The following is a 17,772-nucleotide window of genomic DNA, read 5'->3' as shown; positions in this document are numbered from 1 at the left end:
GCCCCATTCGTGCCAAGGGGCTCACCAGGGGGCTACTGTCTAAATTTCCAGATCGTCATCCGCCGGCGCGGGGATCGCTCGCCGTGCCAAGAAGATGCCCGCGACCTGCACTTCGGGGTACTCAGCCAAGATCGCGCCCTTGGCAGCGACGAAGTGCGCGCCAGTGGTCAACACGTCGTCGATCAGGATGACGGTACCGCGAGGCTTGGGTGCCACGAGACTGTATAGCGCCTGCAGGTCAACCGGCTTGATCCGAGAGCCGCCTTCCCCCTGCAGGTGCGACGCCTCGTATGCCTGTTTCTGGGCGATCAGGCACCGTCCATCAGCCTGCAGGCCGGCACAGGCCCTGTTAACGACCTGCTCCATGCGATCGTCGTAGTCGACGTGTTCGGGGGGCTTGGACGGCGGGATCGGCACCAGGGTGGCAGAGGTCACAAGGCCAGGCGACTTCTCAAGGACGCCGCGGATGAGGCTCGCCGCTTCCTGGATCGCGCTGCCCTTGTATCGGTAGTGCCCTTCATAACGCTGGGACGGAGGCTTCTTCAGGTTCGAGATGAAGCTGTTGACCTTGCTGAAGCCAAAGCCCTTGTGCGCCGTGTATTCGTAGAAGTAGTAGCACCGGTCCCCCGCGGTCAGGAACCAATGGTCAGAGCGATTGCTGTCGTCGACCTTAAGCAGTCGGGTCATCGAGCGCGGACTTGATGTCCTCGAAGTCCTTGACCCGGATGGCGCCGATCTCTGCGAAGCGGGCTGGCCAGGTCAGCTTGGGGTTGCGGAAGTTGCTGTCCAAGATGAACAGCTTGCGACCTTGCGCCAGGGCCGCACGCGCCTGAATGAGCGTGCCAGACGTCTCGCCTGCCTCGACGATCACCGTCGCCTGAGTCAGTGCAGACATCGTGATGTTCCGCTCGGGGAAGAAGAAGCGGTTGACCGTTGGCGGCCGTTGCGCGTGGCACAGCACCGGCACCTGACTCACCAGGAGGTAGTCCCTGGCGATGCGCCGTTGAAGCTCTGCGTTTTCCTTGGGGTAGGCCTGGTCGAGCGGCGTGCCGATGACGGCGATGGTCTCGCCACCCACTTCGATGGCCGTTTCATGCGCCGCAGTGTCCACACCGCGTGCGAGACCCGAGACCACGGTGTAGCCGTCCTTGACCAACAGGGACGCTAGCTTTCGCGTGCGCCGGAGACCCTCGTCGCTCGGTTCCCTCGTGCCCACAATCGCCACCCGCTTCGGCGAGTAGGCGAGGTCCCAGTTGCCCTGGTAGTACAAAAACTCAAGTGGGTTCTCGGCGTCTTCAAGCGGCGACGGGTAATCCTCGAGTCCACGGATTCGGAAGCCGAAGGGGCCGACGTCGCGCTTGCGAAAGCGGGTGAGCACTTCTCGAGCGCAAGCCATGGCCTGGTCGGGAGGAACCAGTTCAGACGGCAACAAGCCGGGGTTGTCGCGGAAGAGCTGGGCAATGGCCCTGAACGAGGGCTTCACGCGTCCGTCGCTGCGGGCCCACAGCCACTCATAAGCTCCCAGCTCAAGCATCGGCGAGACAGCGCTTGAGTCCAAGGCGTTCAGGGACGCATCGAGGTTCATGGCGGTCTGTTGGGCGGCTTGTTCGGGCAGGAGCTGGGTGGGCGATTTTAGCGCCGCCCCATGTCCGGACGGACTCCCAGCGTGGTCGGTGAACTGCTTCGAGCTTGATCGTCGAAGCCAGGTGCGGAGACAAAAAAGGGCGCACGAGCTTGCGCTCGGCGCCCCTTACGGCGGCTGGGTCGCTTAGACGCCGCCGGACTTCAGTTCCAGGAAGCGGACCGCGATGCGCGCCGTGGCTTCAACGGCGGCCAGCGCCACAAGATACGCGCCGACGTCGATGTCGCGGCCGCGGATAGCCTTCGCGAAGACAGAAGCGGCTTGGACGAGATGGACGAGAGATTTCATGTACTTCTTCATTCGAGCTCCTTGAGATAGAGGGTTAGAGATGAACAGCGCCGATGCGGCCTGTTTCTCGTATAGGCAGCGCGCCTCCGAAATCTCGTCCGTTTTCCTAGGGGTTTTCCTCTAATCCCGAGGACCAACCTTAATCCTTCCATGCTCGGTGGCCATGACCTTCAGTCATGAATCGTCGTCTCTTGGTCAGTTTCCGACTGCCCGATGGCGGGTCGCCCGAGCGCGCGACCGATATAGTCATCGCCGAACGCAAGTTCCCTCGCTTTTCCTCCCTGAGCGAGGCCATCGACAGCGGTGGTTATCGGTCCGCCTGATGCGCAAGCCAGGCGGACCTTTTCTTTGTTCCCGTCCAGGGCGACGCCGCAGGTCAGCTCTATGAACAAGATGGTTCAGCGTGCCGCCAGGAGGCGCCACCTGCTGTACCCGGGAGCGGGAAAGCGCAGCCGATACGGCAGCGACGACGCCCGCCGTGACCGACTGACGTAGGCGCGCTCGCAGGTGGGTGGCTAGAGCGAGCGTGTGCGCACCGCCAAGTGGCCATCAACTCCTTGACCCCTCGCCAGCAAGCGGGTCGGACCGGCGGGCGACGTGGGCAAGCGGCATCGCGCTGTCGACATCGGGCACGGCGTCTTCCTCGTCGGTCGTGCTGGGCTGCACGCCTGTGCAAAGCTGTCCCATCGCTGCGATGAAGATAGGCGATTCACGGCGAACGGCGACCGTGCGGGCGATGCGTCGACCACTTAGCCGCACGCCGTTGGACCACAGCGCGCGTGTACTGTCCTCAATCTGATCGGCCAAGGCTGCAACAGCAGCCCGGCGCCGCTCCTCGATCTGCTTCAGGCGCAGCGCGGTCAGCGATCGTGCCATGGCTCCCCACTGCGACTTGAGCTCCCGGGCGCCAACTTCATGACGTGCCGCGAACTCAGCCACCGAAGGAATGTTCTCCTCCTCCATCGCGGCTGCCAGTGCGCGGCGGATGGCTTCCCAGTCCCGCGCCAGACGCACGCGTGATTCAGGAAGGAAATAGGCCGATGCCCGACCAGCGAAGGAGCTCGGATCGTTTGGAGCTCGAAGTCCGAATAGCGACCCAGGAGCGATCCGAGCGGCTACGCACAAGCGCAGCAGCACGTCAGCGGTCAGATTTGACTCGGATGTGCAATGCCGATGGAGCGTACCCTTGCTGATCTTCGCCAAGCTAGCCAGCTCTGAAGCACTGCGGATGTGTTTCAGGTCGATAGCCTGCTGGACCATGCGATTGACGTCGGGCGGCGTTCGGACGTCATCGCCATGATTCTGCAGATCGCCGATCAGCTCTGCTGCAAGGGTGGACTGGTCGCACCTAACAGGAGGAGAAGCCTTAGGGCGTCGCTCCACCGTCGCGTCTCGCTTGAGGGACCCGCCGCAGTGATTGCAAGACGTCAAGGCCGCAGACCCAACCCGATGCTCGGACTGCGTCGCGCCGCAGCACGGGCAAGCGTCGACGAGAGCAACTTGGTGCATATGGCACACCGTGTAGGCCTTCAACGACCAGACCAGCGGTGAGTAGGGCGTGGACATTTCGTCAAGGCAATCCGGGCACCAACTTCTGGTCAGCTTGAACGACTGGGGTGGCGCCCAGTGCTCATGCCAAGGTGAGCCCAGCCGGTGCACAGACGGTTCCCTGACCATCTCCGCCAGGCGCCGCGAGAACTGGTACGCCCCTGCCGTGGGCAAATCGAGTCGGAACGGTTGGGTAGACACGTCCCGAAAAATCCGCTCCCCGGCGTCGTTGACCAGGCGCTCGACCTGCATCGACGTGACCCTGTGCAATCCGGCCAGCCTGCGGACGTAGCCGCTCAGCGACTCGACCATCGGTGTACCGACACCCGCAGGCGCGAGACGCATCAGCACCGCTGATTCGGACCTCTCCGCAGGGTGATGCGAGGTGATTTCCACATCCACCATCATTGGGGGCTCCCCACGGCATCACGCCCCAATGCCCGCTCGCCGGGCTTCCTCGCGCCACTCTTGTTCGACGGCGCCGCACGGCGCGGCCGCTCCTTGTCGGGTCCGCGCAGGATGCGGTTGAGAAGCGACGAGTCAAATTCGTCTTGCCCGAAAAGCGCCATGAACGCTTCGCCCTCCTCGACGTCCTCCAAGATCGTGCTGAGTTGCTGCTGGCTAAGGCGCGTGGCGTGCATGTGGTCCATGGTCAACGTGTCCGAGCCCTGCTGCAGAGCCAGCGCAAGGGCGCGAGCGGCCCAATCCTTGAAGATGCCCACACAGCCGATGGCGCCGGCGAAGAGCGTCGGAGCGTTGGCCTTGACGTCCGGCGTTTCGCGAAGACCCATTTCCCGGAACAGCTTGTTCACGACTTTCAGGAATGCTTCACGGTCAGCGGCAACGCTCCAGTGATAACGGGCGATCTGCACAGTCTCGCTGCGCCGGGCCAGTTGGCCCGACGACGCCAGATACTCCGGAAGGTCATAGGTACCGGAGAGGACCAGCTTCGCGCCCGTGGTCTGCGCGAGCGACTTCAAGATGTCGTATTGGTCCCCAGGGGCGCCGCTCTTGCCGCCCCGCACGATGTGATGGGCTTCGTCGATGATCCAGTACAGCACCCCGCGGCTGCGGAACTCCTTCTCCAGATCCTCCCGCAACCGGGCAGACCCCCGGGTTTCGCCATGAAGCACCACTCGTGGCTCATCGCTGCCGCGACCACGCGCGTCCGCGAAGGGGTCACGCAGCGCCTTGAGTGCGTCTCGATAAAGGCGGCGAAAGTCGAAGGCCCGGTGTCCCGAGGCAACCGCGACTGAGTAGAGGATGACGACTCGGGCCGGGTCGTCATCCCTTTGGCGGCCGCTTGCGGCATCGAACATCTCGACGAGATGGATGAGCAACGTCGACTTCCCTGCGCCGCTTGGTCCAGCCAGAACCACCAACTCCACGCTCGGTGAGTAGTTCAGCAGGAAGCTGATGCGATTCAGCGCAACGTGCTGCTTCGGGTGCTTGATGCGCAAGCCATGGAACTTTGCTAGCCGCTCGTCGATGGAGGGCAAAGGCGCTGCGAAAACGAGCGGGCGTTCGTCCGTACTCATCAGAACGTCTCCATTTCTTCGTTCTCGTCAAAGTCAACGGGCAGCTCAGCCGCCGGGACTGCGGCAGCCCCCACCGGCTCTGCCGGGGCGGCGGGCGTCGCCGGCGCCGCGGGAGCTGCGGGCACGGCGGACGCAGGCGATTCCGGGCTCGGCACAGCGGGAGCAGGCGCCGGCAGCGCCGAGTCGCTGTCGGCTTCAGCACGGGCGTGCGGCGTACCGAACGTCAGGTACTGCTCCATGGCCCGCTTGCGCTCCGTCAGAAGCAGTTCCTTCTTCTGAACTTCCCTCAGGAACTCAGCCAGCGACGTGTCGTTCAGCCGGCGACGCCGGGCCGCGCCATACAGACGCCGGTATTCCTCGGTAACCATCGCCACTTCGCGTTCGCCCAACCCCAGCAGCAAGCTCTCGAAGCGGCACCGCAGGCGCACCCACTGGTTGTCCAAGAACGCCCAAGCCACCGAAATGTCAAAGGGCTCGTAGCGCACCTGGACGCTGGTGCCCAGGTGCTTCTTGAGCCGGGGGCTGTTGTAGTAGAAGTAGTTGATCTTGACACCGTCGGGCTGGACCTTCGCGTGACCCTTGTCCGTACTCGGGCACGTCATGATCTGGAAGGCCTCGTCATAGACCACGCGGCGCATGTCGCGTGTGCCGTGGCGCGCCAGACTGCGGTCGAACGCAACTCGAGGTGAGCACAGGATCGAGGAGTGTTCGGCCTGGTCGTAGATCTGGTAGTAGAAGTCGCAGAGCAGCTCGTTCAGCTCGCCAAAGGTCCAGATGGCAGCCCTTGATGGGTCGACCTCGGGTGTCATCTGTCGCACGTTCTTTCTGAGCTGCGTGTTGCCCTTAAGGGTGTGCAGCAGCATCGTGTTATGGGTGCCAAAGAACCGCTCGATCTGCGCCCCGAAGCGCCCCTGTCGAGGCGGACGCCGCATGATGCGGACTTGATTGAACGCGCAAGCCACTTCGAACCAGGTGCTGCGGAACTCCTTGCCGCCGTCGACCACGATGGCATCGGGTAGCCGGCCATACCGGCGTACGCAGTCCCGCAAGGTCATGAGCACCGAGCGGTAGGACGGCGGGTCGAAGGTCAGGAAGAAGCCAACGATGCGCCGAGAGAAGTGGTCGATCATCACAGTCACCCACGGCCTACCCAGGTTCACACCGGTCGAACTGCAGATGAGCTCCAGATCGATCTGCGTGTGATCGATGTGGGCGCGTTCCCAGATTCGAACAGGCTCACTGTTCAGAAGGACGTCCGGGTCCTCCGATTCGCGTGGCGAAATCCCATATGCCGCCTTCCGACCTTGGCGTGCCACCTTGGCCTCGTACTGAGGCAGTTCCTCGATGAATCGACAGAGCCAGCTGTAGCCTGGAACTGGCAGGCCTGCTTCGTTGCACTCCAAGGCAATAGCTTCGTGGACGCGCCTCTTGTTGATGTTTCGATCGTTGAGCCACAGCTCGTTGACGATCTTGGTAACGATCTTCAGCTGGTCCTCAAGCAGCCTCCTTTGGCGATTGCCGCAGGCGATGAACTTAGGAACGAGTCCGGGGAATCCGTAGCCAAACGACGCCTCGGCTTCGCGGTATGAATGGACCCACCGCCGCACTGTTCGGTTCTCGGCAATGGTCCAGCCCTTGATCACCGGCCAGATGGTGGCGAGCCGCTCGTTGGCCACTTCGAGATCCTCGACGCGACAGCTGAGGATGAACTTCTGAGCCGCGGCGACACGGTCGTCGACGGCGGCGCTCAGTGATCTGTGCTGCACCAGCTTTGTGGCTCTGATCAGCTCGGCCACGACGCCGCGATTCAAGGAAAGCAGACTCCCATCCTCGCGCTTGAAATGAATCTGTTCTGCGCCTGCGTTGACGACCTCGGCGCTCAGACCATCCCACTCGACCACGGCACCGGGCTTCAAGTCGACGACCGTCGGTCCAACCCAGCTCGCGGCAAGTCCGATGCCGTCGGCGCTTCCCTTCATCGCCTGCATGGTCGCTTTGTCGGGGTACAGACTGCAGGTCTCATGACGCAAAAGGGAAGTTCCACCGAGATCCGCGGCGATTCGCTCTGAAGCGATCGATGCGTAGACGTGATCGATCGTCAGCCCAGGGCGTGCCTGCAACAGCGATGCAATGGTGATCACGCCGGCGCCACGCACCAATTCGCAAATCTCCTCTATCCGCGGCTGCAGTGACTCATGAGCGGGGGATCCGTCCCGCATGAATACGTAGTCGGACAGCAAGGTGAGGTTGCCGCGCCGTATCGCGTTGAAGCGCTCCTCCGACCACAGCTCGTGCTCGAAGCCCATGTCCGCCGCTTGGCGCTGGGCAGGCGGGCATGTCCATCTGCCGTTGGCGTAGGCATAAAGCTCAGGCTCTGCCTCAGCCTTTCGGCGGATGACGTCAAGGGGCTTGCACTCGATCAAGAAGACGCGTGACGCGCAGATCACCACGAAGTCAGGAGTGACCAAGTAGGACTTGGTTTTGCCGCTGGCGGCTTGATACGCGAGCTTGATCTTTGGCGTCTGGTCACAAAACGCGATCACAGCTTCGTCGTGCTCCAGCTCGTCGATGGTTGCAAGTTCCAGCGTGCCACTCTCGAACTGGATGGTGACGCCCATGCGCGTGCTCGGATAGCGGCCGCTGAGATTGCGCCGCGCCGCGCCGGTCATGCGCGATGGCGCTAGCAGCGCCTGCTCGACGAACGTGCGCCCGAGTTTCGGGATCTTGAGCTCTTCGAGGACCTCGCGGACCGCATCGACGATCTCGCTGTTGTAGGAAGCCGCGTTGGTGCGCAGTGGCGTGGATATGGGCGCGTGTGAATGCCCGGCGGGTCTGACTTTCATAGCTTTCCTTGGCGCGTGGCGCCTGTGTGAGTTGAGGCAAAGGCAGGCGCCCGCTTCTTCGCGAAACGTCGCATCGAAGCAGCTCACAGGAAAGCAGGTACGCCGCGACCAGACCCACTTGCGCTAGGCCCACGGTGCAGAGTAGAATCAGCCCAACGACGACGACGCGTGCATGTTTTAGTCGGGCAGAGTCAAAGGGCTTGGACAGCGACTGGTAATCGCTCCCAGGCCCTTCTGCTTTTTGGCAGTGAATATCTGGGCGCCGGCCCAGGCGGTCCATGGTTGTGAAGACCTGGCCCGCTGGTGGTCAGATCAGCTGATCTGACTTTTGCCGGGGGCTACGTGCGGACCCCAGGCAGAGCGTCACGACGTGAGGTCGCGCGCTTCAGTTCTCCTCCTCTCCGACATGTGGTGCGCCCGCGCCTTCACGCAGACGTTCGTCCATCCATTCGTTCACCTCTTCCACCGGCCACCGGCGTAAACGGCCCAACCGGATGTGAGGCGGCGCCTTGCCGTCCTTCACCATCTGCTCAAACTTGCGCAGCGAGACCTTCAGCAAGGCCGCAACTTCCTGTGCACTCAGCAACGTTTCCAAAGAAATTCCTCCATTTCGTGGAGGCAGTTTCTGCATCTACGTGCATTGGCATGCAAACTATTGCAGACAACAAAAGTTCTTCCAGAAGAAGAACAAGCCACTGGTGTGACAAGGAAAACTGGGATAACGTCTTTCGATACGGGTGAGCGCAGGAAGCGTTTACCTGCATGGTTCTATTGTTCTGGTGTGATAAGCAAGTCGTATCGTCACGCGTGGACAAGTGGCGTCGACGTTCTCGTGCTCGCGGCGGAATCAGGAGCGGCGCTCCGGCGGCAGACACGTGGCCGCCTGCCCAACGGCACGGCGCGCGACACGACGTTCGAACAACGACTCGCGGCGCTGCCCAACAGGTTGGACATAGACGTCAAGGTCTTCCCTGGGACCGAGCAGCTGGTCAAAGCGCTGGTCGCCGGGTTGCGCCGGGAAGCCAATAAGCTTTCATGGGACCTCAACACGGTCACGCCGTCCGGCTTCGTTGATCAACTGACCAAGGCTCACACCTGGTGGCACGGCGTCGCCGCGCCGGTGGACCTGAGCACGCCCGTCACCTTGATGCGCACCGCATACGCGGTCCTAGAGGCCATGTCTCGCCGCTTAGGCACGCCCGGGCAAGCTCACCTGATGGCACTGGCATTGATCGGCATTGCTGAGCGGGGCCTTCAAAAAGTGCGCCGCTGCGGTATTTGCTTTCGCTGGGCTATTCCTGGCCAAACCTACTGCCATGAGCACAGCCAGTCGGGCGCCGCCCATGGCGCCTTGCATGAACGGGATGCTCGCCGCCAGCAGGACTCGCGGCTCAAGCGTCGCAACCCGGAATTGACGAACAGCCATGGACTGGCACCCAGCATCCACCCGGCGCGAATGCCCATCGTGGTGGGGCGGATCCTGTGGGGCCTGCGCACGCTGGACGAGCAGAAGACGCGCAACGCACTCCAACGTGCAGTCAGAGCGAGCGCGCATCTGAAAAAGGTGATCGGTCCGGAGAGCGACCGTCCCGACCATGAACTACTGCGACAGCTTCAGGCGCGCATTGACCCGCTTGAATTCGACCTGGCCGCATGGGGGCCGACGCTGCAGGCCGCACACGCTTGGCTGGAAGTTCAGGCCTCTGCGACGGGCCATCGCGGCGTCGGCGTGAGGTCTCGTAGGGTCATGCTGCAGGCCTGCCAGTTGGCCGAGGCGGGCATGAATCGCCAGGAGATCGCCGAGGCCATTGACATCACGCCGACGGCTATCGGTCTCTGGCTCCGGAGGTACGCTGATCCGGTGCATCCGCTCAACGATCTGGCGAAGCGCCTCACCGCGGCGTTGGCTTTGCCGCGCCCGGATCACCGACGGCGCGCAGACCGCATGGCGCAATGGCACGCAGGAGTGCTGCCGAAGCTGAGCCGGCATGGGTGAAAAGTCAGCCGTCAGGCGGAGGCCGTTGGTCAGCCGGCCGATCGGGTCCTGGACAGATAGTCCGTCAGGCGCCGGCCGGCACGGATGCCCTGGTCTTCGAAGTTCACGTTGACCACGACCTGGACATTTTCCGCGACTGAAGCGATGGCGGCGGTGCGCCGCGCGATCTCTTGCAGCTCTTCATCGCTGTATTCGTAGTTGAAGCGTTCAGACGCGGCAGACAGCCCCTTCGCGGACCACGTGTCCTCGTTGTTCCCGTGCAGGCGCACGAGCGCCAAGTCGGGCGTAGTTACCGCCCACACGCCGTGGGCGTAGTTGCCCACGCCTTGAGGTTCGTCAACGATGACATGCGTGACGCCCATGGCTTGTTCCCAAGCCAACGTGCTCTCAGCCCGTCCGTCACCGAACCAGGACTTGTTGCGGAACTCAACCGCCGGCCGATAGTCGCCCATCCGGGCGGCGCATTCCTCGACATGGGCCTTCCACTCAGGCGCGCCGGTGACCCAAGGAGCGAATTGGAAGTGCACGGCGCGAAGCTTGTCGGCCGCCCTGAGAGGCTCGATGGCTTCCTTGTATCACCGCCACAGCTCGTCGACGATCTCGCCCGGTACGTCGGCGTAGTACCAGTTCTTCTTCCGGCCGGTCAGCGGCGGCAGAGCTTGCTGGATATCGGGCGGGAAGACGTTGGGCGCCGTTTGGTGCCCGGTCAGAAGCCTGAACGCCTTGATGTTGAACTTGAAGTTCTTGGGTGTGCGCTCCACCCACAGCGCCGCGTTGCTCGCTGTCGGCATGGCGAAGAAGCTGCTGTCGACCTCGACCATGGGAAATTGGCTCGCGTAGTAGCGCAGCATCTTCTCGGGCGCCGAGTGGCCCTTGGGATAGAACCTTTTCGATTTGACCAGCGAGGGATCGGCCCAGGACGCCATGCCGACGACCACGTTCTGCCGTGGCCCGACCGCCTTAGGAGCGGCGAGCAGCGCGATGTTGGGATCGGCATCACCGAAAAGGTCGTCCATGGCTATCTCCAAAGGCGGTACCTTGAGCCAAAGGCGTCGATGACCTCGTGCCACTCGTCGGATCGGGCGTCGAACGCTTCTTCAGTGAGGTTGGGCGCAAACGCCGCCTTGAGCAGGTGAGCGAACGGCGATGGGGGGCTCAACCAGTCAATGTAGCCGTTGTCGTTGGACATGGTCTCGAAGTCCGGAGGGGTCTCCACGTGGCCGTTCATGGCGACGTCCAGCACCTGAAGGCCTGTCCAATCAGGATGCTTCCCGGCGAGCTCGAAGGCCCGCCGCACGATCGGGTGGTCGATGAACACGGTGTCGATGGCCGGTGCAACTTGCCCACTCTTGACCGGTGGCAATTTCGTCGCCTGGATCGTTGCCATGGCCTCTCTCAACATCTGACGACCGGCATGGCATTCCATTCCGTCGTGTAGGCCGGCGTGCGCCGCTCGAGTTTGGTCTCCCAGAGCCCCTGCGGCGATCTCCGCGGTTTGGCAGAGCCTATACGTAGGGTGCCCTTGCCGAACTTGTCATTGACGACGTCGACCGCAGTCATCAGCCGGTCGCGGTCGCGAGCTGGCTCATCCGATTCGAGATCCAGCTCGAGCTGTCCCTCCGCCGCAGGCTGCAGATCCATCAGCATGACGCCTGCCTTGGCGAAGTTGAAGCCTGGCTTGTAGATGCCATGGAGCCCGTCGATCGCTGCACGGACGATGGCGGCGGTATCTGCACAGGGTCGGCGCAGCGGGATCACCACGGAGCGCGAGTACTGGGCGTCCTTTTTCCTGAAGGGGCTGGTGCGAACAAACACCATCACTCGGCCCGCGTGGCTCTGCTGCGAACGCAGCTTTTCTGCCGCACGCGTGGCGAACTCGCTCACCGCCTGGATCAGCGGCCCCAACTCGCGCACCGGCTGCCCGAACGACCGCGTCGACGCGATCTGCTGGCGCGGCTCCGGCGCATCTTTGAATTCGATACACGGCGTGCCCTGCAGCTCGCGGACCGTGCGCTCGAGCACCACGGACCAATTCAAGCGCACTGTGTTGGCATCGAGCTTCGACAACTGACTGGCCGTCGTCACGCTGGACGCGCGCAGTTGCTCCTCGATGCGAGGCCCGACACCCCAGATGTCGCCGACGGGCGTTGCCGCCAGCAGCTCATCAAGGGCGGCTTGGGAGAGCTTGCCGAGGTGGCAGACCTGAGCGAACTCGGCGGGGTAGCTTCCCGGCTTGCGCTCAGCCGATTTGGCCACGTGGTTCGCGAACTTCGCCAGCGTCTTGGTCGGACCGATGCCGACGCTGCAGGGGAGACCCAACCACTGCAGCACGCGTGCGCGCAACGCTCGAGACCGGGCCACCAAGTCGCCGCGCACCCCGTCCAGCGAGATGAAGGTCTCGTCGATGCTGTAGATCTCCTGATCGGGGCCCAGGCCGGCAGCCAAGCTCATGAAGCGGTCGCTCATGTCGCCGTAGAGCCCGAAGTTGGCTGACAGCGCCACCAGGCCGGCGTCTTCTTCCAAGTGCCGGAACTGGAAAAACGGTTGACCCATCTTGACGCCAAGGGCTCGAGCCTCGTCGCTCCTGGCCACCGCACAGCCGTCGTTGTTGGACAGTACAACGACTGGCAGGGGTCGCCTCAGAAAACGGAAAATAAAGCACGCTAAGCCGGTTGCAGCGGTCGTAGCGGCCTGAACTTGCCCGCGCCGATCTTGGCGCTGCTGCGCCAGAGGTAATCGCCGGTGAGGTTGATGTGCTCCCAACCGAGCGGCGACAGGTACTGCAACAGCGCGTCATCAACGGCATGGCCGTTGCCACGCAGCGCGTGCGCAGCCCGTTCCAGATAGACCGTGTTCCACAACACGACGGCAGCCGTTACCAGATTGAGGCCGCTAGCCCGGTAGCGCTGCTGCTCGAAACTGCGGTCGCGGATTTCACCCAGGCGGTTGAAAAACACTGCCCTGGCCAGCGCATTGCGCGCCTCGCCCTTGTTCAGGCCGGCATGCACGCGGCGGCGCAGTTCCACGCTTTGCAGCCAGTCCAGGATGAACAGCGTGCGCTCGATGCGGCCCAGCTCGCGGAGCGCCACGGCCAGGCCGTTCTGGCGTGGGTAGCTGCCGAGCTTTCGGAGCATCAGGGAGGCCGTCACCGTGCCCTGCTTGATCGAGGTGGCCAGCCGCAGGATTTCGTCCCAATGGGCGCGGACGTGCTTGATGTTGAGCGTGCCGCCGATCATGGGTTTCAGCGCGTCATAGGCGGCGTCGCCCTTCGGGATGTAGAGCTTGGTGTCGCCCAGGTCGCGGATGCGCGGCGCGAAGCGGAAGCCCAGGAGGTGCATCAGGGCGAAGACGTGATCGGTGAAGCCCGCCGTGTCGGTGTAATGCTCCTCGATCCGCAAGTCGGACTCGTGGTACAGCAGGCCGTCGAGCACGTAGGTCGAATCGCGCACGCCGACGTTCACGACCTTGGTGTGAAATGGCGCGTACTGGTCAGAAATGTGGGTGTAGAACGTCCGCCCTGGGCTGCTCCCGTATTTCGGGTTGATGTGGCCGGTGCTCTCGGCCTTGCTGCCGGTGCGGAAGTTCTGGCCGTCCGACGATGAGGTGGTGCCGTCGCCCCAGTGCTCGGCGAAGGGATGGCGGAACTGTGCGTTGACCAGATCGGCCAGCGCCGCCCCGTAGGTTTCGTCGCGGATGTGCCAGGCTTGCAGCCAAGCCAGCTTGGCGTAGGTCGTGCCGGGGCAAGACTCCGCCATCTTGGTCAGGCCCAGGTTGATCGCGTCGGCGAGGATCGTGGTCAGCAACAGGTTCTTGTCTTTGGCCGGGTCGCCCGATTTCAGATGCGCGAAATGCCGAGTGAAGCCCGTCCATTCGTCCACCTCCAGCAGCAGTTCGGTGATCTTGACGTGCGGCAGGATCATTGCCGTCTGGTCGATCAGCGCTTGGGCGGTGTCGGGTACCGCCGCGTCGAGCGGCGTGATCTTCAAGCCTGACTCGGTGATGATGGCGTCCGGCAGCTCGTTGGCCGTCGCCATACGGTTGACGGTGGCAAGCTGTGTTTCCAGCAGCGTCAGCCGGTCGTTCAGGTACCGGTTGCAGTCGGTGGCCACGGCCAGCGGCAATTCGCTGGCCTGCTTGAGGCTGGCGAATTTCGCGGGCGGCACCAGGTAGTCCTCGAAGTCCTTGAACTGGCGCGACCCCTGCACCCAGATGTCGCCGGAACGCAACGCGTTCTTCATCTCCGACAGCGCGCACAGTTCGTAGTAGCGCCGGTCGATGCCGGTGTCGGTCATGACCAGCTTCTGCCAGCGCGGCTTGATGAACTCGGTCGGCGCGTCGGCGGGCACCTTGCGGGCGTTGTCGCTGTTCATGCCGCGCAGCACCTCGATGGCGTCGAGCACGTCCTTCGCGGCGGGAGCGGCCCGCAGCTTGAGCACGGCAAGGAATTCCGGCGCGTAGCGGCGCAGCGTGGCGTAGCTTTCGCCGATGCGGTGCAGGAAATCGAAGTCCTCGGGCTGCGCAAGCTTCTGCGCTTCGGTGACGCTCTCGGCGAAGGCATCCCAGGACATGACGGCCTCGATGGCGGCGAACGGATCGCGGCCCGCCTGCTTGGCCTCGATCAGCGCCTGGCCGATGCGGCCGAACAGCCGCACCTTGGCGTTGATCGCCTTGCCGGACGCCTGGAATTGCTGCTGATGCTTGTTCTTGGCGGCGTTGAACAGCTTGCCCAGGATGCGGTCGTGCAGGTCGATGATTTCGTCGGTGACGGTGGCCATGCCCTCGATGGCAAGCGCCACCAGGGTGGCATAGCGTCGCTGCGCCTCGAACTTGGCCAGGTCGGCGGGCGTCATCTGGCCACCCTCACGGGCGATCTTGAGCAGGCGGTTCTGGTGCACCGACCGCTCGATGCCAGAAGGCAGGTCGAGCGCCTGCCACGCTTTGAGGCGTTCGATGTGTTCCAGCATGTGCCGCGAATTCGGTTTGACGGGCGATTGGCGCAGCCAGGCCAGCCAGGTCGTTTTGCCGTTGTCCCGACGCTTGAGCAGATCGTCGAGGCGGCGGCGATGCGCGTCCGACAGCGGTTCGGCCAAGGCATCGTAGATGCGCCGGTTGGCGCGGGTGATTGCTTCGGCGCTCGCCCGCTCGACGGCGTTGAGGGCAGGCAGAATGACCGACTGCTGCCGCAGGTGCTCGATCAAGGTGCTGGCCAGCACGATGCCCTTGTCGGTCTGCAAGGCCATCTCGGTCAGCAACTGGACGGCCTGCCGGTAGTGGCCCATGGTAAAGGGCTGGAAGCCGAACACCGTTTGCAGTTCGACCAGGTGCTCGCGCCGGGTCTGCTCCCGCTGCCCGTATTCGTCCCAGCTTTCGACGCTGACCTTGAGCTGGTCGGCGACCAGTTTCAACAAGGGCGGAAACGGCGGCTCATCGACGCCCAGGATGACACCAGGAAAGCGCAGGTAACAGAGCTGCACGGCGAAGCCCAGCCGGTTGGCCGGGCCGCGCCGCTGCCGGATGATGGAGAGGTCGGTTTCGCGTCCGTGTAGTGACGGATCAACTCATCCTTGGTGTCCGGCAACGCCAGCAGGCTTTCGCGCTCGGCGGCGGACAGGATTGAACGACGTGGCATATTTACTGATCCGTTCTCAAGTATTGATACAGGGTTTCGCGACTGATTCCGAATTCACGAGCCAGCTTGGTCTTTTGCTCGCCAGCCTCGACACGTTGGCGCAGTTCGGCAATACGCTCAGACGACAGGGATTTCTTCCTGCCACGGTAGGCCCCGCGCTGCTTGGCGAGCGCGATGCCCTCGCGCTGCCGCTCGCGGATCAAGGCGCGTTCGAACTCGGCGAACGCGCCCATTACCGACAGCATCAGGTTCGCCATCGGCGAGTCCTCGCCGGTGAAGGTCAAATGCTCCTTAAGGAACTCGATGCGTACGCCGCGCTGGGTGAGGCCCTGCACCAGGCGGCGCAGGTCGTCGAGGTTGCGCGCCAGACGATCCATGCTGTGCACCACGACCGTGTCGCCTTCGCGCACGAAGGCGAGCAGCCGTTCCAGTTCGGGCCGCCGTGTGTCCTTGCCCGACGCCTTGTCGGTGAACACTTTATCCACCTGGATCTGTTCGAGCTGCCGTTCTGGGTTCTGGTCGAAGCTGCTGACGCGGACGTAACCGATGCGCTGACCGTGCAAGGTATCCTCCTGAGGGAAATGTGTCAGGAAGAAATCTATGACCCTTGACGGCGTATGTCAATCAATTCGGAAGGCAACTCTATTCTGACGATTTAGCGCCGGATGGTCTGACGCCAAGTTAGGGTATGCCTCAATCTGACGGTAGCGAGTCGCAGGCGTTCGGATCGGCATCGGTTTCGTTCCCTGTCTTGGCACGCGCTTCGAAGCGTTGATAACACTCCAACCCGCAGAAGTGCTCGACGTATTCCGCGCCTTCCGGGGTGAAGGCGGCATCGAGCGGGATTTCCTTGCAGCACACGCAGCAACTGGTGGTGGTCGAGTCACTTGCATTCATGGTGGCACCCCTCCATTGACTGACGAAGACGGCGAATGCCGCCGCCGGCATTGGCTTCGCGAACAGGAAGCCTTGTCCTGTGTCGCAGTCCGCTTGTCGCAATAGATCAAGACTCGCCGATGTTTCCACGCCTTCAGCCACCACATCCATGCCCAGCCCGTGCGCAAGCTGAATCACGGTGTGCACGATGGTTTGGTCGCGGCGGTCGTTGGCGAGCCCGGCGACAAACGATTGGTCGATCTTGAGCGTGCTGATTGGGCAGCACTTCAGATGTTGCAGACAGGAATACCCCGTCCCGAAGTCATCGGCGGCGAAGCGCACACCGATCTGCCGCAAGGCGTCCAGGGCGGGGAAGATCGCCGGATCACCAAACGCGACCGATTCGGTCAGCTCGATTTCGAGATACTCGGCGGGCAACTCGGCATCAGCCAGCACGCCCTTTACCCACCCGTCGAAGTCCGGTCCCACTTGGCTCGCCGAAACATTGACGGCCAGCCGGAACGGTCGCCATGCCAGCATTCGCCAGTCACGCATCTGGCGGCAGGCTTCGCCCAGCACCCAAGCGCCGATTTCAGGCATCAGGCCGGACGATTCGACCACGGGCAGGAACTGGCCCGGTGGCAATAGTCCAAGCGTCGGATGACGCCAGCGCAACAGGGCTTCCGCGCCGACAATCCCACCACTGCGCAGATCGACGACGGGCTGGTAGTGCAGTTCAAGCTGCCCGCGCTCGACCGCTTGGGCCAGTTCCGGCGTCGTCCATCCATCCGGCCGGAAAGCGCTCATTCTCTTTCCCTGAATGCCCGCAACGCCCGCGACAGGGACAGAAGGAACAGGCCGGTCAAACCGAGCGCCGCGATGACCCAATGCTCGCCGAGGAAAGCACCGGCGGTTGTGCCGGCCAGCACGACAGCGAGGATGGGCAGGTGGCAGGGGCAAGTCAGCACAGCCAGTCCGCCCCACAGGTAGCCGGTGATCGGTTTGTGCGTCTCGGACGGCAAGCGCTCGGGGTTGTTCATGGCAGACTCTCCGCGTGCTGTGCCGGCTCGGTCGGCAGGGTGGCCAACTGCACTTCCAGATCGGCCAACGCTTCGCGCCGACGCTCGACGAACTGACGCAGCAGGGCAAGCTGCGCGGCCGCTTCGTCGCCGTCCGCCGCATCCAGCGCCCGGCACAGCCGCGCCAGCGCGTCGAGGCCGATGCCCGCCTCGAAGGCCGCCCGCACGAAGCACAGCCGTTGCAAGGCGGCGTCATCGAACAAGCCGTAGCCGCCTGGTGTGCACGCCACCGGGCGCAGCAATCCGCGCAGCAGGTAGTCGCGCACGATATGCACGCTCACCCCGGCATCAAGAGCCAGCCGGGACACCGTGTAGGCGTTCATTGAACACCTC

At 63.3% G+C, this 17,772-nt stretch carries 15 protein-coding genes and 2 pseudogenes; 2 read left to right on the top strand and 15 right to left on the bottom strand.

Going from position 1 to position 17,772, the window contains the following annotated elements; all coding sequences use genetic code 11:
• Nucleotides 1-39: 39 nt before the first annotated feature.
• The 3 genes from EV671_RS00820 to EV671_RS26630 all read right to left on the bottom strand — a co-directional run bounded on the left by EV671_RS00820 (nt 40) and on the right by EV671_RS26630 (nt 1,942).
• On the bottom strand, nt 40-687 hold the full coding sequence (locus EV671_RS00820) for a hypothetical protein (protein ID WP_132569112.1): 648 nt from the start codon (nt 685-687) through the stop codon (nt 40-42).
• On the bottom strand, nt 671-1,585 hold the full coding sequence (locus EV671_RS00815; RefSeq protein ID WP_132569111.1) for a DNA-processing protein DprA: 915 nt from the start codon (nt 1,583-1,585) through the stop codon (nt 671-673). Before EV671_RS00815 ends, EV671_RS00820 begins: the two co-directional genes overlap by 17 nt.
• Nucleotides 1,586-1,768: 183 nt before the next feature.
• Nucleotides 1,769-1,942: a hypothetical protein gene (locus EV671_RS26630; protein ID WP_165917432.1), complete on the bottom strand. Its 174-nt coding sequence runs from the start codon at nt 1,940-1,942 to the stop codon at nt 1,769-1,771.
• A 164-nt stretch (nt 1,943-2,106) separates the two neighbouring features.
• On the opposite strand from EV671_RS26630, the gene EV671_RS26625 reads away from it, so the two are divergent.
• Entirely contained in the window at nt 2,107-2,253 is a 147-nt protein-coding gene (locus EV671_RS26625; RefSeq protein ID WP_165917431.1) for a hypothetical protein, read from the top strand.
• A 226-nt stretch (nt 2,254-2,479) separates the two neighbouring features.
• Here the strand turns inward: EV671_RS26625 and EV671_RS00810 are convergent, their stop codons facing one another.
• The 4 genes from EV671_RS00810 to EV671_RS00795 all read right to left on the bottom strand — a co-directional run bounded on the left by EV671_RS00810 (nt 2,480) and on the right by EV671_RS00795 (nt 8,454).
• Nucleotides 2,480-3,886: a TniQ family protein gene (locus EV671_RS00810; RefSeq protein WP_132569110.1), complete on the bottom strand. Its 1,407-nt coding sequence runs from the start codon at nt 3,884-3,886 to the stop codon at nt 2,480-2,482.
• Nucleotides 3,883-5,016: an AAA family ATPase gene (locus tag EV671_RS00805; RefSeq protein ID WP_132569109.1), complete on the bottom strand. Its 1,134-nt coding sequence runs from the start codon at nt 5,014-5,016 to the stop codon at nt 3,883-3,885. Before EV671_RS00805 ends, EV671_RS00810 begins: the two co-directional genes overlap by 4 nt.
• Entirely contained in the window at nt 5,016-7,859 is a 2,844-nt protein-coding gene (locus EV671_RS00800; protein ID WP_132569108.1) for a DDE-type integrase/transposase/recombinase, read from the bottom strand. The genes EV671_RS00805 and EV671_RS00800 overlap by 1 nt, the downstream gene beginning before the upstream one ends.
• Nucleotides 7,860-8,244: 385 nt before the next feature.
• Entirely contained in the window at nt 8,245-8,454 is a 210-nt protein-coding gene (locus EV671_RS00795; RefSeq protein WP_165917430.1) for a helix-turn-helix transcriptional regulator, read from the bottom strand.
• Nucleotides 8,455-8,514: 60 nt separating this feature from the next.
• Between EV671_RS00795 and EV671_RS00790 the strand changes: the two genes are divergently transcribed.
• The gene (locus EV671_RS00790) at nt 8,515-9,855 is read left to right on the top strand and encodes a hypothetical protein (protein WP_132569106.1); all 1,341 of its coding nucleotides are present in this window, start codon (nt 8,515-8,517) and stop codon (nt 9,853-9,855) included.
• A gap of 29 nt (nt 9,856-9,884) precedes the next feature.
• Here the strand turns inward: EV671_RS00790 and EV671_RS00785 are convergent.
• From EV671_RS00785 to merD, 8 genes and pseudogenes are all read right to left on the bottom strand, one after another.
• Nucleotides 9,885-10,781: pseudogene (locus tag EV671_RS00785) on the bottom strand (DUF72 domain-containing protein).
• A 92-nt stretch (nt 10,782-10,873) separates the two neighbouring features.
• The gene (locus EV671_RS00780; RefSeq protein WP_132569105.1) at nt 10,874-11,242 is read right to left on the bottom strand and encodes a hypothetical protein; all 369 of its coding nucleotides are present in this window, start codon (nt 11,240-11,242) and stop codon (nt 10,874-10,876) included.
• An 8-nt stretch (nt 11,243-11,250) separates the two neighbouring features.
• Nucleotides 11,251-12,498, bottom strand: coding sequence for a Y-family DNA polymerase (locus EV671_RS00775; RefSeq protein ID WP_338139927.1), 1,248 nt, complete (start codon nt 12,496-12,498; stop codon nt 11,251-11,253).
• A 20-nt stretch (nt 12,499-12,518) separates the two neighbouring features.
• Nucleotides 12,519-15,484 (bottom strand): annotated as a pseudogene (locus tag EV671_RS00770) (Tn3 family transposase).
• A 2-nt stretch (nt 15,485-15,486) separates the two neighbouring features.
• Nucleotides 15,487-16,047, bottom strand: coding sequence for a recombinase family protein (locus EV671_RS00765; protein ID WP_003124096.1), 561 nt, complete (start codon nt 16,045-16,047; stop codon nt 15,487-15,489).
• Between the two features lie 130 nt (nt 16,048-16,177).
• Nucleotides 16,178-17,167 carry a DUF3330 domain-containing protein gene (locus EV671_RS27145; protein ID WP_003132006.1) on the bottom strand — a complete coding sequence of 330 codons (990 nt, stop codon included), beginning with the start codon at nt 17,165-17,167 and terminating at the stop codon, nt 16,178-16,180.
• On the bottom strand, nt 17,164-17,400 hold the full coding sequence (gene merE / locus EV671_RS00755) for a broad-spectrum mercury transporter MerE (protein WP_003132004.1): 237 nt from the start codon (nt 17,398-17,400) through the stop codon (nt 17,164-17,166). Before merE ends, EV671_RS27145 begins: the two co-directional genes overlap by 4 nt.
• Entirely contained in the window at nt 17,397-17,762 is a 366-nt protein-coding gene (gene merD / locus EV671_RS00750; RefSeq protein WP_000995360.1) for a mercury resistance co-regulator MerD, read from the bottom strand. Before merD ends, merE begins: the two co-directional genes overlap by 4 nt.
• Nucleotides 17,763-17,772: the final 10 nt, after the last annotated feature.

It is taken from the genome of Roseateles saccharophilus, from assembly GCF_004342485.1.
In the GTDB taxonomy this organism is placed as follows: domain Bacteria; phylum Pseudomonadota; class Gammaproteobacteria; order Burkholderiales; family Burkholderiaceae_C; genus Pelomonas; species Pelomonas saccharophila.
The sequence above is the reverse complement of the archived record's forward strand: the minus strand, read 5'-3'. Positions and strand labels throughout refer to the sequence as shown.

Excerpts from the sequence above, each read along its gene's own strand:
- EV671_RS00820 (WP_132569112.1), bottom strand. The coding sequence starts at position 687 with ATGACCCGACTGCTTAAGGTCGACGACAGCAATCGCTCTGACCATTGG.
- EV671_RS00815 (WP_132569111.1), bottom strand. The coding sequence starts at position 1,585 with ATGAACCTCGATGCGTCCCTGAACGCCTTGGACTCAAGCGCTGTCTCG.
- EV671_RS26630 (WP_165917432.1), bottom strand. The coding sequence starts at position 1,942 with ATGAAGAAGTACATGAAATCTCTCGTCCATCTCGTCCAAGCCGCTTCT.
- EV671_RS26625 (WP_165917431.1), top strand. The coding sequence starts at position 2,107 with ATGAATCGTCGTCTCTTGGTCAGTTTCCGACTGCCCGATGGCGGGTCG.
- EV671_RS00810 (WP_132569110.1), bottom strand. The coding sequence starts at position 3,886 with ATGATGGTGGATGTGGAAATCACCTCGCATCACCCTGCGGAGAGGTCC.
- EV671_RS00805 (WP_132569109.1), bottom strand. The coding sequence starts at position 5,016 with ATGAGTACGGACGAACGCCCGCTCGTTTTCGCAGCGCCTTTGCCCTCC.
- EV671_RS00800 (WP_132569108.1), bottom strand. The coding sequence starts at position 7,859 with ATGAAAGTCAGACCCGCCGGGCATTCACACGCGCCCATATCCACGCCA.
- EV671_RS00780 (WP_132569105.1), bottom strand. The coding sequence starts at position 11,242 with ATGGCAACGATCCAGGCGACGAAATTGCCACCGGTCAAGAGTGGGCAA.
- EV671_RS27145 (WP_003132006.1), bottom strand. The coding sequence starts at position 17,167 with ATGAGCGCTTTCCGGCCGGATGGATGGACGACGCCGGAACTGGCCCAA.
- merE (WP_003132004.1), bottom strand. The coding sequence starts at position 17,400 with ATGAACAACCCCGAGCGCTTGCCGTCCGAGACGCACAAACCGATCACC.
- merD (WP_000995360.1), bottom strand. The coding sequence starts at position 17,762 with ATGAACGCCTACACGGTGTCCCGGCTGGCTCTTGATGCCGGGGTGAGC.